The organism is Sphingobacterium sp. Ag1 (assembly GCF_000988325.1).
GTDB lineage: Bacteria > Bacteroidota > Bacteroidia > Sphingobacteriales > Sphingobacteriaceae > Sphingobacterium.
The window spans coordinates 226128-244559 of sequence record NZ_LBGU01000040.1; the positions used below are offsets into that span (position 1 = coordinate 226128).

Here is an 18432-nt window from a genome sequence, read left to right on the forward strand (position 1 = left end):
ATAATGTTCTCAAACTCATCATCAATAATTGAATAGTAATGGATAGATTTCCTCTATCGTTGTTTCCCCGGCAGCGAAAAGCTCAAATGCATTTTCGCCAAGTGTTTTTATTTTTCGTTCTTTCAGGTGCTCGTCCACCCGCATATTCCCTTTTTTGATCTCGTCCACCAGCCCCTGATCCATCGGAATAATTTCATAGACCGCTTTTCGCCCTTTAAAACCCGTAAAATAACATGATGCGCAACCCACGGCAACCGCATGCCTATGCACCGTAAAATAAGGTTTAAATTGTCTTGGATAAAGATCAGCAGTTAGCTCCTCCTCCCGTTTACAGTTGGGGCAAAGCGTGCGCACCAAACGCTGAGCGACGGAAGTATTCAGGGTATTGGCAATCAAAAAATTGGGAATCCCCATATCGATCAAACGCGATACCGTTCCCCATGCCGAATTCGTGTGGATGGTAGACAATACCAAGTGTCCCGTTAGAGCTGCCCGTATGGCCATATTGGCGGTATCGGGATCACGGATCTCCCCCACCATAATAATATCCGGATCCTGACGCAAGAACGTACGCAGTGCAGCACCGAAGCTCAGCCCGATATTTTCCTTGAGCTGCACCTGGTTGATACCCTCCAGCGTATACTCGATAGGATCTTCGATGGTCAAAATATTATTTGTGGTCTTATTTAAGTGTTTTAGTGTAGCGTACAGAGTTGTTGTCTTACCCGAACCAGTCGGTCCGCTGATCAGCAAAATACCATTGGGCTTTTTCACACCGTGAAGGTAATTTTCATAATCCTCCGGAGACATCCCCAATTTATCCAGTTGGATATTGGTGGCATTATTGTTCAGCAGACGCAGCACGACCTTTTCCCCATGGAGCGTAGGAAGTACAGATACCCGAATATCAAACTGATCCTGATTACGTCTGTAATGGATACGTCCATCTTGTGGCAGGCGTTTTTCGGCAATATCCAGATTGGACATGATTTTGATCTTATTGATCAAAGCCGGATAGTCCTCTCTTTTCAGCACATAACGCTCTACCATCATTCCATCGATACGAACGCGGACACGGCAGCGGTTTTCATAAGTTTCGATATGAATATCACTGCTTTTGAGCTGTTTTGCTTCGTAGATCAAATTATCAAGAAAATCTGCATTGAAGACCAAGTTTTTGACAGCTTCATTTCCTTCCGACTGTTTTTCGCCAAAGTAATGTTTATTGAGCCACTCTTCGATCTGGGCCGATGAAGTAATCTCCAAGATAATATGCTCGTCAAAGAGGATAGCCAACTCATTCTCCAGCCCGGATAGGTCCGTGGACCGATCTGTATAAAAATGAATTTCCTTACTATTCCGGTCAAATGGAATAATACGGTAGTGCCATGCGATATCCCGGGAGATTGCATGCAGTATATCTGTTGAAAAATGATAACCTGTCCCCACAATGCTTCTTTGTTAATAATTTGTTATACTTTTCTATGCTATGACATAAACGATTGACCGATCAAATCCCAATCAATCCAATTCATCCGTTCGGCAATAAAATACATTAAAAAAAGTAATGCCTGGCAACCAGCCAGTGGAATACCTTTTTGCGGATCCCGCCAATTTTTGTTGACCATAGCAACCAACAATGCGATGATTAAACTGACGATGTGGAAAAGAAAAAAGTTCAGAAAGGGCATATACAACAATATGCAGAGCAAAAATGCAATATCCCCCCAGCCCAGCTTTCGATCTATGATCCGTCCCCATTGCCCTTTTTTGATTCTGAAATAGACCAGAATGGCACCCATCTGAAAAGTCAAAAACAAGATATTGGCCAAGATATCCGGATAAGAGTCCTCCCAATAATTTTCTGTCAACTTAAGTCCCAAAAGCAGTATCGCTAGTAAAAGAAAGAGAACAATGCTTACAGCACGTTGTTTAAAATCCTGATAAGCTATACTGATTAAAAGAACAGCAATGGATATGGTCCACCACATCTTAATCTGCGGTAACCTCTTTTAGGTTTTTATCTTGGTCTATTTCCCACACATTAAACTTGCCGTCGCCATTGAAATCCACTACGGCAGTTGCTCTTCCTAGAAAAGTGTTCTGATCGGCGCGCACAATTTCGACGCGGTAATTGGCTTTTCCGTCTTTCCCGTCGGTACTTAATTTTTCCTGTACAAAACCGATTTCATCCAGGTTGCCACTGTATTTGGACTTTTCGAAAAAATAATTTTTCTCCAGAGTCTGCAAATGTTGAAGCTGTACTTTGGCTTCGGTGCTTTTGGCTTTGGTAATCAATGGCATCAGGTTAGGTAACGCCAACAACACCAAGATACCGATAATCACCATAACCACAAGGATTTCCGTGAGACTATAGGCCTTTAACCGCTTTTTGTAGAATCTTTTCATAACAATTTCTTTCCCAAGTTAATTTAATCAGCGCTAATATAAATATTTTCGTTTAACTCTGACAGTACTTCTTATCCACTATTGGAAATTCTTCTAAACTTTTAATTTTTAAAACGGATTAAATAGTGGAAATAAAAAAAGATTTTACGCATTTGGGTTAACCTTTATAAAATAATTTTTTACGCTTTGAAATAACAGATGATACATTATAGTTATTTTTAAAAACATAATGTATCATTTTCTTCACATCTCATCTATTTATGTGCAGACATAAAAACAAAAGAAAAAATTGCAAGCCTAAAACAGCTTAAAAGTACAATAAAAGCGACATCTCATAACACAGTTTTAACGAAATTTATACTTACAAAGCCACCATTAATTATAGTTAAGTAAACAAGGCCCCTACCCAAAATAGATAAGGGTTTATAAGGATTAGTTCTTACTGTGAATTATACTTATTATTATCATAACTTTCCAGAAGTTCTTTCCATCGTCTTATCGTCTTTCCATTGATGAGATAACTGTCGCAAGTTACCTCTATGTCAAATCGCGTGGTATCATATTTCATTTTTGTTTTATGAACTTCAATTATGGGAATGCCTTTCCGTTTAACAATGGTATCACCTATATCACAAAAAGAGGTCACTTGGAAAAACCACCTACCGGGCAGCAACTGCACGGTATCCCTTTTGGTAATAGGATCAACTCCAATAAGGATAAAATCTTTATACTTAATCTTAGGTTCTTTTAGCAGAATAATATTAGCCTCGGGACTTTCAGCATATTGTTTAACTTCTTCACATTTATTTGGATCACTACATCCAATAACTAATAAAGCTAGGATACTATAAATTGCTTTCATTTTTATTATTTTGTTTGAAATAACGAGATGGTCGTAGTTTTACCATAACCTGCACCAATTCCTTCCCCGAGAGAAACCTTATGTACTCCAACAGGATCTATTCTGCCGTCGGCCTTTATTGGCCTTGAATAAGTTCCCATAATTCCAGTTCCAAAAGAGAAGTCCTGAGTTTCGCCAGCTACTCCATCTAAAACAGTCTTTCCAACTCCGTTGTTCTCATAAAGATCCAATGTCAATCCCGCTCCTAATACACCAGTATATCCCATCTGTCCCGACGCGGAAAGGAATAAGCCAATATTGTTTTTTTCATCAATAACCAAGCTCAATCCGACTGTAAATCCTCCCATCATAACATTTCCAGATACTCCGATCCCATCCGGTATATAAGGACCATATTGCCCACTACTGGGGGCATGAAAATACGGGTGGTCAACCCCATAATCTCTAAATGAATTATATGCTCTTTCGAACCATGATTGAGATTGTTTTTGAGATACCTTCGACTGATTTGCAGCCATATTAGCAAAACTTGTTGAAAAATTCCCACTTTTTGAGCTACCCCCATAGGCATTTATTGTCAGGTCATCGGAAACGACACTATAACCATATTGTCCACTTGAATACTTTATAATCTCACTCGGATTTTTACCAGCAATAACTGCGGCCATCCTTTTGAATGAGGCTGTTAAATAATCCCAACCACCATCGGGGTCAATCGTACTAATCGGATTATTCCTCATACCAATAAACGGCGAGGCATGCTGTCCCTTAGGGTCAACGTTCAGCCAGCGGCCAATTCCAGCATCATAATTACGCAAGTCAAAATTGTTCCAGCCCGTTTCTTTGTCTTTTTCCGCATATAAACCCTGGTAACCATACCTGCTGTTTATCCCGCCCGAACGCACCTCCATTCCATAGGGATAATAATCTGCATAGTAGAGTACTTCCGCAAGGGTAGCAGACGCCTTATTGCGATTAATGATCGCCCGTACATTGCCAAGATGATCAGTCAAGGAATAACTATAGCTATTTCCCAACCTATTTAACATGCCCAATCTTCCCATACCATATGTCGGCTGCTCGGTCAATTGTAACGATGAGCCACTCGTTCCTTCAAAAACGGCCATCAATGTACCTGAAACATCATAACTGTACCAAGTAACCGCATTGGTGCGATGATCTTTTTTCATAATTCGATTACCACCGTTGTCATAAACAAAGCTAAGCATTATCGTAGACTTAGTCGCATCGCTATAAATGAACGTTACCTTACCGGTAACATCATAATCCATATACATACCCGCAGTTCCTTTTACCTGCGATGAAAGCTGACCAATTGCGTCATATCCGTAAGTAGCGTACCCACTTACTGAACTCAGCTTATTCGTACCTACCTGATAGTTATACGTCAGACTAGCAGTGGTCACGCCAGCATTATTAGTACGTTGCAACGAAAGTAAATTCCCGTTATTGTCGTATGTCAGCCCTTTCTCTTGATTCACATTTGTTACCGCAGCGAAGGTCTTTGTTCCATAGTTTGGCGTCCCCCATGTACTTGTCAACAGTTGTCCTTTACTGTCATAAGTATACAAGTTCATACTCGCAGCGTCAAGCCCCGTAATCGAACTTGGCTTCTGACTTTGCCAACCAATACCATTTACAAGTCCGTTATATCTCGCCGGTGCGGCCGAATTCTGTATTGCATTGATATTTGTACTTGTACGCGAATAATCATTAGGGAAGTACTCTATATTTTGGCTAAATACATCAGTAGCGAAACCATTGTTACCACCATCCTTTCCAGGATCATTTGCTCCACTTGTTCCTATGTTAGCATTATTGATGCTTTTAAGCTTTCCATCAATTGTATATACATAATCAACCCCCTGAAGCTTGTCTCCGTATTCTACACGCTTCAATTCTCCCGTAAGGGCATAGATATACTTCGCTTGCAGGATTTTTGTCCCTGGATCGTCAACTGTATTGGTGTATACGGTTTTTAATTTACCATTGAGATCATAATTATAATAATGGACAAAGGTCTCCGATGCGGTATTTTTTTGATAAATTGCCTTGGTAATTTTTCCAAATTCATCATAGACATAGTCAATGGTTTTAGTGCCCAGTCCATTTACAGCAGTGACTGTCCAGGCGATATTTCCATCACCATCATAATTATACCAAATTCGGTTGATGAGCTTTGTTTCATCCTTGATATTGTCTGTTAGTTTACTATATTTTTCAGAGTAGCTCACAGCACCACCAAGAAAATAAGTATCTTGTACATACCCCGCCAGTCCATGAGCGGCATTGGCTTGATCATAATATCGTTCACTGACGTCGCTTTGTGTTCCTACTGTTGATGGAAGACCAGAAGCATCCTGCATCACCTGTGTGATATTTTCAAACTTGACACCAGTCGCTGCCGGGAGGTATTCCCCTACTTGTGTTGACCTACCAAATTGATCGTAATTAAAATAGCTGTAGCTCCCCTTTTGTTTTTGCAGCGCATTCTGAGCGAACCGAATCCTTCCTTCGGTACTATATTTCATTTCAGAGCGACCATGGTCGGGTCCCGTGCTTGCGATTACCAAGCCTTGAGCATTATATTCAAATGTTTTCACAAATGGGATACTTTCCAAGGTGGCATAATTTGCAAGCCCGCCATTCAGTAATTTCTTCACACCTTCAGGTGGAATACTTGCTCTAAGTCTTCCTAGCTGATCATAAAAGTTCATCGAGATGGTGCCAAGCCCCAAATTGTAACTTATTGTCTGGGGTCCGGTAGAAGTACGAAGTTCGTAAAGTCCTTTATTCAATGTACTTGCTCCCGAAGAAACGTTGCTCAGGGCTTCATTGCGTGCGTAATCTACCAAATTTGCAGCTCCCCCACTAAAAGTTACTGCTTGGGTTGCGAGTACAGGAAAATAAGCATTACTATTTATCCCCACTCCAATTGATTTTGTTATTGTAAGGTCTGTCCCGGCAAGTGCCGACATGACTGTGCGTCCATCTATGGCTATAGAAATACCTGCATTTCGATCGGCATCCAAGCTCACGGACATAATTCGTATCGCAGAATCAACAGCTACTCTTCCCCCCACTTGTGCATCCGTAAAATACTTAGACCGGATACTTTCATATAATTCAAGTTCTCCAGTTATAGGTACCGAAAAGGAAATATCCTCCCGGTTTTTACCCATCCGCAATTCATTTCCCACGTTAGCTACGCGACTGAAAATCCCATTTCCATTAGATGCATCCGTTCCTAAACTATAAGGAAGCGTAGTGATATCTTGATAAGGCTCCCAATTATTAGCATTACTGTAATACCAGCCTAAAGTCCCCTCAACGGTCCCTCCAACAGCATCTGCACTCTCTGTCTTATCCTGTTTGCCCCCCGTAGCATCCAAATATCGCCCGAAATTCCGGAAACTGTAAACTGCCCCCGTATTCGTCGTAAAAAAATCACTTTTATAGGCAAAGGAAGCGTTATTGGTTGGCGCAGACAGGGTAGTACCAACGGCTTTACCATATATGGAATACAATAATTGTCGTGCCATAATATGTCCGTATTCAAGATTTTTGCTCTGCTGTTGCAGCTGCTTTCCAAGATCGTCATAAAAGGTTTTACTTTCTGAAACCACTGTTCCACTAGCATTAAAAGCCCTATTGATTATCCAGTTCATGTCGGTATTGGCTTGAGGATTATTTGGAGCTAATGGGATTTTAAAATCCATATCAACCTGAAACAACGCGGTTGAACCTGCCATCAGGTGCACGCCTTCTTTTAGTGTAATGGATTGGCCGCTACGTACCGTGAGACTCTGGCCTGCAGAGAGCACATAGCTGCTTTGCCCAACTTGCGGAAGGACAACCGCCTCGGGAGTAATAATCTGTGTCTGTCCGTATACCTCACTACAAAGCAGGAACAATACTAGCGCATAGTATAGGGCGGCACATCGGGCAGCCCAGTGATTTTTTCCTTGTTGTCTTTTCATGGTTGCCGCGTCTTAATTAGGTAGTCCATTAAAACTTCTTGTACTATAATTCAGTTGCGTCTCCGACACCTTATACGGGGTCCGGCCAAACTGTTCTCGATAGGTAGCCACGACCTGTCCCATCGCGTTGTATTCATATCGTGTATATAGGTTATTTTTATCAAGGCTATAAGTTAATTCTCCCGTGACAGTATCGTAGACAGAAGCAGTACAAACACTGTTTTTGGGATGAAAGCGAAAATCATCAACATAGGTTGTTCCCGTGCCATCATTTTTAGCAAAGACACGTACCGTGGTACCTCCGCTCAGCGTAATATCAAAGGTAATCAGTGTCCAACTACCAGAACTTCTGGCACTCACGTTAGAAGCAGTTGAAACGGCTTTATCAGTTCCATCAAGCTGGTAATAGAGCTTTACGTTATTAGATGAACCGCTGTTAACCCAAACACTCGCGGTATATGTACGTCCTGCAGTAAGCTCGGTTGTAGGAACGCTGTAATCGAACCCGGTCTGCCCTGCTGCGAGCTGGATACTTTGTTTTCCCGTATGGAATACCGCATTCGAAACTGTCCCCGTCCCTTTCTTGACCTCTAGCTTTTTACTATTGCTGATGTTCTCATCCTCCGCACCGCCAAAAGCAATTTCTCCATATTTGGCAAATGTACCACTCATAACTTCTTTAGCATTCGTATAACCGTAACGCGTGCTAGCGTAATTGTTCTTGAAATCTCGTGTAGTCAGCACGTGGCTATAAGGGTCCACAAGTATTGCTTCACTGTTACGTTTCCATGCAGTATTTGCGCTAGCAGGATTGCTTCCCGGAAAAGCAGCAAAACTAGCCAATGCTGTCATACCGTTGGCCGAAGCACTTGAAGGCATCCATACATACCCTACTGTTTGCCGCCATACGTCCCCATTGACAGCAAGATTATTCTGTATCACAGGATCACCATTTTCGTTCAGTATGGTAACACCATTACTCCAAAGACTATATTTTGCAGAAACCAGATATTCCTTATTTCCACTAGCGTTCAGGCGATAAACATTGCTCGCTGAAAGCTGTGTCAACATATTCTTTTTTGTTGCATCAAGTTGGCTCGGACCCATTGCCGCAAAATCCCGATAAGCTGGAGTATTTTGGCTCAGGAAAGTATTTCCGTAGGAATCTGAACTAATCGATTCTGTTACCGCCCCACTATAAAAGTCAAAAGCATTAATTTTGGTCGATGTCTTCGTATTATGAATATAATCGTACTCGACAGTACCTATATTTACCAATGGATAGTCTTCTCTGGCAATCATTGTTCCCATTGTCATCCAGGTATTATTTACTGTATTAAGTACCTTTTTTACCTCTGAGAAGCGCTCTGTCACCAATCCTTGATAGCCAAAGGCCTGAAGTCTTGTTTTATATCCCGTAAAGAAATTACCCGTTACGCCCTCATGAAGATACTGTTTTATGGTACGTTTGGTCAATTTCCCATTTCCGTCATAGTAACTTATAGATTTAGGACTACCAAAAAATGAAGAAAATTTTCGCAGAGCCAAATTACGAGTAGAATAGGTGCTATAATTTGACGCACTATTCAATTCATCGATAGTTGCTTTAAAATCGGACAATGGCAGGTATTCGTTAACTACACTTCCAGACAATAATGATGTTTCATTATTAGGATAAGTAACCTTACTGCGCATTTCAATCCTACTATACATCGTTACTGGACCAGGAATCTCCGGCCCCAGCCTCCCCATCAACTCAATATCTCGGTTTAATGAATAAACCAATTGAGAATTTTCATTTTCAGTTCCAAACTGAGGATTTTCCACGTTCAAGGGTTCATATAATGCCGTTCCCGATGATGTCCCATCATTCAATTGATAAGCGTATTCTGTTTTGTTTTTCACACCATCGACACTTTCGAGCTCAATCGACTTCACCCTAACACCTGTACCACCCGGAATTTTCTCTCCTGCTTGAAAAGGCTTAAAATAAATAGCGATTATTTTTGTCTCACTTCTATTGGGAGCAGATTCATTTAATAATTCTTTCTCCAGTTCGGCATTTATCTTCACTTCCATCCATTGCCCCTGTACAAGTTTAACATCCATTTCAACATAACCAAAGGGTTCGGTAACTAAAACATCATTGCCAAAATTTTCTATAAATTGTCGTATAATAACTCCGCCCACACTTTTACCTACGGTAAAAAAATCTTTCGCCTCCGGCCCTCCATTAATAATTGCTCCTCTGTAATTTCCGTTCATCTCCTTTGTGAAATTCCCGAATTGTACCGAATTATTATCACCATAGACTGTTTTGGAAAAATCGTGTCCCTCGTATTCCGTTTTTAAAATTGCACCACTCAATGTTTTTACTCTACGAAGTGACCAAACATCCGTAGATCTATTTGACACCTTAGTCGGTATGCTGGAAAGATTTTGGTTTGGTGTGAGTTTAAAATCGGACTTATACATCCCCCAATAGTCGCTTTTATCTTTTTGATAAGGAGGATTTTTAGTTAATCTTAAATTTTTAGTTCCTAGGCTTCCTATTGAAACTCCACCTTTCATAACGTAATTGTAAGTTGCGCCTGCCTGTGTAACCTGATCAACATAGCCGCAATAGATCGGATTTGCTTCATCCGTTTCAATCAGATCGCCAACTTGATAGGCAATATTTGAACCAGTGATACTGCCATTAGAGACAACACCTTGCCCTCTTCTCTGTTCGGAAACAGGAAGATTATACCCGAATTCCATCTGTGGCAATACAGTCGCTCCACCTTTTCCTCTAATTTGTAATGACTGTAATGTTAGTTTACCCAACTTAACAGTAGGGGAAGTAAAGTCAAAACTTGTCGTCGAGCCTTTGGCAAGTGAATAATCATAATTGAAATCAACCACTCGAAGGGAACCGGATTCCAAAAGCGCACGTCCGTAGGCATTCACATCATTCTTGTCAAGTATATTATTCGGCAGTTCACATTCCGCACATGCAACAGTGCGTCCAGCTGGTATCAATCCAGTGTTTCCGCCGCTAGAAGTGCTTATTCCTGCAATCGCTGAATTTTTAAGTATATAAACATGACTTAATCGCAAACTCTGATTCGAGTTAACATTATAGATACCAGAATTGCTATAATCGGTAGAAACACTATTCTGCGATGACCAGTTTTTGTTAAAAGACTCCTTAGACGCACTTTTTCCATCTGTACGAACATCCTTTTCAAAAAGCGCAGTATGTGTCCGGGTTTTTATGGCGTTTAGATAATAAACTTCCTTTTTACCCATAGATACCGTATTAAATTTTTGGTCAACATTCTTTGTAAATCCTTCTGTTGGCGTTCTCCAAACAAATTCATCAGTCCATTTCCCATATTCGAAGCTCACCCAATATCCATAGTCAGCTTCATCAAGTACACCTATCGTGCCTCGATCAACGTAATCGGGACCGGTAACAGCTGTGAGATGCCAAGCATACGCATAACCAGAATTTTTTGTCTGCCTATTGAATTTCAGATCACTGCTATTTTCTTTAAGCGTATTTTCCTGATAGACTTCTTCGTCATAAGTATAAGCTGGGAGATTGTAATGATAAGTTACGCCACTTTCATTGGTAATAGAAAACCCTGTAATACTATTATTTACTGCGCCAGCAGCCATAGGTGCCAGATGTTTTTTTCGATCTAATCCAAATGAAACTGGTTGAATAAATTTCACGTTATTATTAGGAGCGACAACATTACCATTTGCATCGGTTTTAAAATATTGAATTGATTTCGATCCGACAAGCACCTGACTAGAACCATTGTAACCAGATGACCAGTCTGCCCCATTACCACTAGGAGTATCAAAAGGTAAACTTCCACTTACAATTGTATTCGGATCTGTAGAAAATGTTGAATAGTTCTGCTGTAATGTATTTGAAAAATCACCTAGGAATCGAAAACCTAGATTCGTCGAAACTTTATTATTATTCCCATACTGAACGGTTGATTTTGTCGAGCTTCCATTACGTTCTGTAATATTTTGTTTTGAAACAGAACCTTGATACTGAAATAAACGCATAACTCCACCTACACCCTGCCCTGTTACAGTGAAATTATCAAATGAGGGCAATGCACCTTCTTGTATTTTCTCTGGGGTATTTTCTCTGAATATATCAATACTCCCCGACCCAAGGTTATAACTATCGTTGACAGTGTTATTATCGGCGAGTAATCCTGTGAAGGATTTTGTATTTAGCGCCCCATATATATTGCTACTTTCTGTTTCATCAGACCAATACCGAGTTCTCGTTTTAGAATATCTCACAAATAGAAGATTTAAGCCCGAACTTTTAGTTTCGGTTTGGACAATTCCTTCTTTACTATTAGATAATGTTGATTCAACAGGAGAATTAACAGAAAAACCTGAACCACTTGTTGTTAACCTTGCTCCCAAAACATCATACCCATACACAGACAATAAAGAGGCAGATACTCCCACGGAATTATTCTCTCCCACCGACCCAGTAAGAGAAAGTCCAGCTGCACTAAGCCCACCAATTAAAGAGAATCCTCCACTATAAGGATTTGAGCCAATCCCTATCGTTGCACCAACCCCTGCATCCCCCCCGAGCTTAAATCCATATGCTACATTCCAACCGATCCCAACGCCTCTATACGTGTCTTTAACTACGGTGACATCGGCCGATACATTAATGTAAGGAATGGTAACCCCTACCGAAGTAACATTCGTTGTACCACCAGACCAATAGTCTCTACGACTTGCTTGCGTATTTGCCCAGTCATCAGGAAAGCCGTTAACTGTCCGCGTTATCGATCCAGGATTCAAGGTCCATCCTAGCCCAACCCAGCTACTTTCTTGCTCCAAATTTATACCGGCATGATAAGATAATGAAAGTGGGTAGCTTCCTTCAGGTCCTGGAACTTCCATTAAGGGTACATTGTAAACAAAATCTCCGGTAACAGGATTGACCATTGTGGAAGTGTCCACTGGCTCAAAACTTGAAGCATCAGGCGAACTAGGTCCCGATGTTAGTGCCAACGCGGTAAGAGGACAAAATGTCTGATAGAGCATTGCAACTAGACATACTAATGCAAAAATTCTTCTCTTTCTTTTCATTAAAATTTGGTTAGTTTAAGATTTCAAATTTTGCAAAAAAAACAAAGGAGTATCAAAGAAGGAATCCATTGATTAACTACTATTTTTTTTACCAATAAAGAACAATATTATCACAACCCGCCACATACTTTTAATTAGCAGTAGATATCAAAAGATTTATGAACCAAGCTTCCAGTCTTTAAAACCTTAGAAATTAGGAATAATATGATTCAACACATCAGTAATACAACTATCTAGTATCTCAAATCTGTAGAAAACAAGAAATATTAAGTAGATACGGCAATTAAAAACAGGTTTCAGCTAATTCTCAACGTCAATTAATTTATTAAATTGCGTTGAACTAAATATACGAATTTTTCATAATGCAATTACAGAATTCAAAAGAATATTTTTTTCTTCCCATCAATTCTGAATTTTCAAATTCTTTGTCAGATTTTCCAACCGATCTATTGCAGCATCCTCAAATTTAAATTCATAAACCGGCAATCCTAAGCCTATATCTTTAAGCTGGAAAGCAAATTCATTTTTATCTGCCAGTTTTTCAGGCTCAATTGCTACAATGAGTTCGGTATTATTTGTCGCCCCAAACATAGGTGAAAATTGGTAGTCAGCTAGTTGCTCCTTCTTCCCACCACTTGAAACTATCAAATAATCAGCAAGTTTGAAAGATAACCTACTAAACAATACAGAGTAAGAGTCCTCGCCTACATTGGATAGCATATCTTTTTCTTGAATTTGATAAACAAGCCGAAAATACAGATATTTCGTCTTGTCCCCACCCTTTTGATTATCAGAAATTAATTTACTTGCTATATAAGACATAGCCACTGTTACCCCATTATTCTCTTTCTTAACAAGCAAACCATGATCTGTATCTTGGATATAAGAGTATAACTCCGCCCGATTTCTTATCTTATCTTTACAGCTCAATACCAAACATACCAATAGTAAGCAGGCTCCTATATTTTTAAGCTTCATTGCTAACTATTTTTTTGCATTGAGCTCTTTGATAATATCTTCCGTGATATCGGTACCATCTTTTGCATAAGCAATGGTACCTGATGGATTAGCGATCAATATCATGCGATATCCTTTTCGCTTACCATATTCTTTCAAAAAACCATTTATTGTATTTACAACGCCTGAAAACTCCTGTTGCCGCTGTTTCTCTAGCTTCTCTTTCACTACTGACTGATAGCGTTGTAAATCAGCTTGCTTTTCGGTAATCAACCGTTCCTGTCTAGCGCGTCCCGAAGCATCCAGCTTAGTTCCTGATTTCTCATAATCTTTCAATGCCCCCTGAATTTCCTGCATCAAGGTATCTATATTACCTTCATACTTTTTGGCCTCTTCTCCAAGCTTCTGATTTACCTTTACAGCTTCAGAATATTCCTGAAATAATTTTGCTGTATCTACGTAAACAATTTCATCTCGTTTTCCGATTATACTCCAAGTACCTAATAGTACCCCCAACAACGCTAAGACAAATAGCAACGTATTGTTTAATTTCATAAATTGTTCGATTAATAATTTTAATAATTATTTTTTAATTCAGGTATTTTTCAAACGAAATACAGGTTAATTACTTTAAACCAAATACGGTCCAATTGATAGCTAAATTCAAAAAACACACATATTTCCTTAAATTCTAGTGAAAATTACAACAAAAAATTATTTAAAAAAAGCGTTCTCAAAAAAATAGCTTATAAAAAATTTCTAGAAAAACATATTAATTAACAAGTGTAATATATATTATATATTTCCATATCCTTCACTCAATGCATCTTGAAATAAGGACTAGTTGTAAAATATTTTTAAGCTGTAAGTAAGTCCCTTACTCACTAAGGGACTCATGGGAGCGGGAGCTACAGGTTTATTAGGGAATATTTTTAATCCATTTATCGCTAAAATACTCCCAGTATTTTCGACTGAAGACAATGAGATAAACACCATTGACATTAGTTCCCCGCTGCGCATTCATCCAGGTTAATCCTCCATTTGAGGTTGACACTTCAAAGCCTGAGGGTATAGTGCCTTTTAGCTGGCGGTCATACTGCCACCATCCCGAGCTGTGCCAATAAGGATTGATCAGGTAATAACCTTGCTCATTACGCACAATTTCCTTAAAATTATCGAACCCTCGGCCGTTATCTTTATTAGTCCCGACCAAGACAGCAAAAAATCCCAAACTTTCCAGAAAACTCCGTGGTATATAATTACTCAGATCGATATTTGCACTACCAACAAACGGGATATAGATCTGAAAGATATCGTCAGCTTTCGGAAATATATTGGATACAAAATATTTCTTCGGCCGATCTTTACCGCAGGTGTACGAATCCACCTTGCTTTCACTTTTACAATCATGAAAACGTAGATACTGATTATCGGATTTAAAATACCGGTTGCTATTATTTAAAAACGAGCAGTTGCTAAAAAAGTAATCAGCCTCATTGGCCACCCATCCTGAGACTGAATATTGATTGGCATCTTCACTACCAAAACCATTGAATACACAGCTATCAAAAACAACATTTTTACCATCGTAAAATCGCAGGTTATTTCCATTACTGTAAAAATCGACTCCCTGAAATAGTACAATACTTCCAATCTGTGCATTACGGTTCGGGGTGGTCGTCATCTGGCTGATCCGCCCACCGATAAACTTCGTTACCGCATTGCCCGAACTTTCGATATAAGATAGTATCGAAGCTTCCAATTGTTCTAGTCCGTCGACATTTTTTTGTTCAACATCACAGTTTAGGTAGGTAATATCCGAAATACTGGCTGCATTTGCAGCTAACATATTAAAGTTAAAAAATTTGACATTTTCAAAGGTATTCTGAAAATAACCGGTCTGCTCAGTATGAAAGCATTTGGAAAAGTTTGCGATCGTTGAATCCCGGACGATCATGCTTGACTCACGGTTATCATAATTGATCATAAATTCATGAACGATACCACAGCGGGAGAAATTACCCGCAGTTTGCTTACCTACAAAATGACAGCCCTCCAACACATACCTGGCGCCGGATTTTGTCCCCATGATATGCAAAGAATCCCCATAGCTATCGGGCAACGTCATAGGAAGATTCTTGTCGCGGCCTCCAAAATTATTCACAGTGATATTTGAAAGGTTAAGTAGCCGGCTTCCCATTAAACGAATCGCGCTTCCTATACCGTTATCGATGCGAATATTTGATAGCCTAATCCTTTCTGCAGAGATCTGAAATGCCGAAACAATATCGTTGTTATAAGAAGTAGCAGACGGGACCGCATCGTATACCGAGAGATCAAATTCAAGTCCGTCTATCTCTACGCTATGCCCAACGTTGTTATCGAAAATATTGTACAAATTTGGTGGATAAGGATATATTCCATCAGCCCCTAAGCTGAAAACATTAACCTCCCGGTTTTGAGTCACGTTCCAAATATTCTGACCTTTACTATGGGTAAGCTTTTGATTGGGCTTAATCAAGGCATCATTAGATAAAATGACAAGCCTAACTCTGCTCCCAACTTCAAACGGAACCCGGATATTTTTGGTGATGTTATAATGCGCAGCTGTCTTTGGGATATAAACAGGAGCCTTATGATATAATGCACTTTTGATGCAGCGGATTAGTGCATCCGCATCGTCAGTTAGACCATCTCCTTTGGTACCAAAGTATCTACTATCAATTTGTTGGGTGAATTTATGTTCCAGCTTTTTACCACCGACAGCTATTACGCTACCGGCATTATCCTGCTCAGCAGTTTTACTGATATAGTAATTGATCGGGTGCGGTGTATCATTTGCCTGGTGGTAGCCCAATAGTCGCAGTCCGTCATAGGTACCGTTTGTTAATGCTGTAAGTTCTGCCGCCGATAGAGTCCTTATATCGTCTAGCCTGTTTTTAATAAGAAATTGATTTGCCATTATGTTGTTGTTTTTAAATCTTACACAAACTTAGGCTTCATCCAGGGGCTACATCAGGAAAAGAAGGACTATGTTATCGGTAGGATGAAACTACCGAAAAGTCGATTTTAAGGATGACTAGGAAAAGCAAAAAGCCAGGTCACACAACCTGGCTTTTATAAAATACCGCAACTTAGACTTACAATAACTAGGGAGCAGCTTTATCTACCCCTTAATTTATCGATCTCGACAGCCTGTTTCTTCACCGTCTCATTCAATTGAATCATTTGCAGCGTCATCTCCTCAATCTTTTTTAATAAAATTTTATCCATTTCATTAAGCGAGTATCCTTCCTTTTCCACGACTTCAGCTTTAGGAACCTCTGGCAAATGACCATGTTCATTTATAAACTTTTCCGTTTCAGCTAAACTTCGCAAGTTATAATCTGCTTTAAACACATAATCAGGCCAGTTATTAGCTTCAACTTTTATTTCCTTAGCACGTATCTTGCCGTTGACTTCAAGTTTTTCTGATGGTATACGAGTTCCAATACCAATATTCCCTGCAAAATAATTATTGCCTGCCCCCTGTATTGACAATTGGCCACTTAACATCATTCCATTCGCATTGACATTTTCGTCCATTGCCGTCTTAAAGGTATGAGCAGCTCCATTTTCTTCCTGATAAGGCAGTGAATTCTGAACATTGTCATACACTCTCGGGCTCTGCTGGACATTTGAGGTATAATGATAGGTTGATTTACCTTTTAACCAAATGACAAAATCACGGCTACCACTGGATTTTGTAGCATCATGATAACCAGCCACAAAGGGAACGATTACGACCATATCCTGACGTCCCTGATAGATATTGGTCTCTATGAAATGAGATCCATGTCCCCACATCATTGTGTGGATCCTGAATCTTGCCATTACCGATCCATTCCAGTTGGCGTCTTCATGTGCATCAGATCGGCCGATTTGAATCTCGGTAGGTTGATGTCCTACCCAGCCATAATCGTTAAAAATTACGGGATAGTATTTATCAACATCACCATTAACAACAAACTTACCACTACTAGCCTGTCCAAATACCAACTGCGTAACGCTTAATAATAAAGCGAATAAAAATATTTTCATAAATTTTAAATATATACTGTTAATTAGATTTGATCCTCTTTATAAAAGACACCTTTTTATGATCTATGGTCTTTTCATTCTTTCTGTCGATCTCAGCTTTCATCTCTCGAATCTGTTTTTGCTGGCCAATCATATGTAGTGTCATTTCCTCCATTTTTTTTAGCAATAAAAGATTCATTTCGGCTACATCCAAACCATCCGCTTGAACCTGTTTTGCCGATGGAATCTCGGGTAAATGCTTATTTTCTTTTACATAACTTTCAATCTCCTCCAGACTCTTTAGTTTATAATCAGGTTCGAAAACGTAGTCAGGGACAGAGATATCTGTCTTAACCTTGATTTGATTGGCTAGGATATTACCATTTACAGCGAGATCGGCTTGAGGATCAGCTGTGCCTATTCCAACTTTACCCAAGACATTAAATCTTGACACGTAATTGGTGATTTGTCTATTTGCGGAATAATCTACGATTTCACTTAAAACATCGGTGTTTTGAGGTGTATTATTCTTTTCGTAAATAACAAACTCTAAGCTCATTCCAGAAGACTTCACCCAGCCAATGAACTGGATCCCATTACCATGCCATGCAGCATAAGGCACATCCAAGGCAATATATTTTTTTCCCTTATACCGACATGTTTTGAGCTGCCAGCGAAATGATTCTTCATCATTGGACACCAAATTGGCAAATGTTGCGTTATAGGAAGATGAGCTATTTACATTTGCAACGTTAAGACGATTAAATGCACCTTGGCTTCCCCGTCGAGCAGCTAATGTACCAATCAGATAGTTATCGGCTAAAAGTGTATTATCATATATTTCATGCAAAAGAATTAACGACTTAGTAAAGTCCCCGTTTCCTGCAGTATTAATAATTTTGTGTACATAATCACCCGATACAGTTGTGACCTGGGCCATTGAAATTCTGAGATTGAATAAAACTGTAAAAAGTAGTAAAAATTTAAAAATTTGACACTTCATAAGGTTGTTTTATA

Annotated in this window: 11 protein-coding genes; all 11 read right to left on the reverse strand. The window is 39.5% G+C overall.

What is annotated here, in order from left to right; translation table 11 throughout:
- Nucleotides 1-21: 21 nt before the first annotated feature.
- Nucleotides 22-1449 carry a GspE/PulE family protein gene (locus tag AAW12_RS14505; RefSeq protein WP_231585274.1) on the reverse strand — a complete coding sequence of 476 codons (1428 nt, stop codon included), beginning with the start codon at nt 1447-1449 and terminating at the stop codon, nt 22-24.
- Nucleotides 1450-1487: 38 nt separating this feature from the next.
- Nucleotides 1488-1991, reverse strand: a complete 504-nt coding sequence (locus tag AAW12_RS14510) for a hypothetical protein (RefSeq protein WP_046674323.1) — start codon at nt 1989-1991, stop codon at nt 1488-1490.
- Between the two features lies 1 nt (nt 1992).
- Nucleotides 1993-2409, reverse strand: a complete 417-nt coding sequence (locus tag AAW12_RS14515) for a type IV pilin protein (protein ID WP_046674324.1) — start codon at nt 2407-2409, stop codon at nt 1993-1995.
- A gap of 439 nt (nt 2410-2848) precedes the next feature.
- Entirely contained in the window at nt 2849-3271 is a 423-nt protein-coding gene (locus AAW12_RS14520) for a hypothetical protein (protein ID WP_046674325.1), read from the reverse strand.
- A 5-nt stretch (nt 3272-3276) separates the two neighbouring features.
- Entirely contained in the window at nt 3277-7272 is a 3996-nt protein-coding gene (locus tag AAW12_RS14525; protein WP_046674326.1) for an RHS repeat domain-containing protein, read from the reverse strand.
- 12 nt (nt 7273-7284) lie between these two features.
- Nucleotides 7285-12399, reverse strand: coding sequence for a carbohydrate binding domain-containing protein (locus tag AAW12_RS14530; RefSeq protein WP_156167658.1), 5115 nt, complete (start codon nt 12397-12399; stop codon nt 7285-7287).
- 402 nt (nt 12400-12801) lie between these two features.
- Nucleotides 12802-13377, reverse strand: coding sequence for a hypothetical protein (locus tag AAW12_RS14535; protein ID WP_046674328.1), 576 nt, complete (start codon nt 13375-13377; stop codon nt 12802-12804).
- Between the two features lie 6 nt (nt 13378-13383).
- Nucleotides 13384-13911, reverse strand: a complete 528-nt coding sequence (locus AAW12_RS14540; RefSeq protein ID WP_046674329.1) for an OmpH family outer membrane protein — start codon at nt 13909-13911, stop codon at nt 13384-13386.
- A 364-nt stretch (nt 13912-14275) separates the two neighbouring features.
- Entirely contained in the window at nt 14276-16318 is a 2043-nt protein-coding gene (locus tag AAW12_RS14545) for a hypothetical protein (RefSeq protein WP_046674330.1), read from the reverse strand.
- A 200-nt stretch (nt 16319-16518) separates the two neighbouring features.
- Nucleotides 16519-17436, reverse strand: a complete 918-nt coding sequence (locus tag AAW12_RS25630) for a tail fiber protein (RefSeq protein ID WP_053003724.1) — start codon at nt 17434-17436, stop codon at nt 16519-16521.
- A 19-nt stretch (nt 17437-17455) separates the two neighbouring features.
- The gene (locus AAW12_RS25635) at nt 17456-18418 is read right to left on the reverse strand and encodes a hypothetical protein (RefSeq protein ID WP_156167659.1); all 963 of its coding nucleotides are present in this window, start codon (nt 18416-18418) and stop codon (nt 17456-17458) included.
- Nucleotides 18419-18432: the final 14 nt, after the last annotated feature.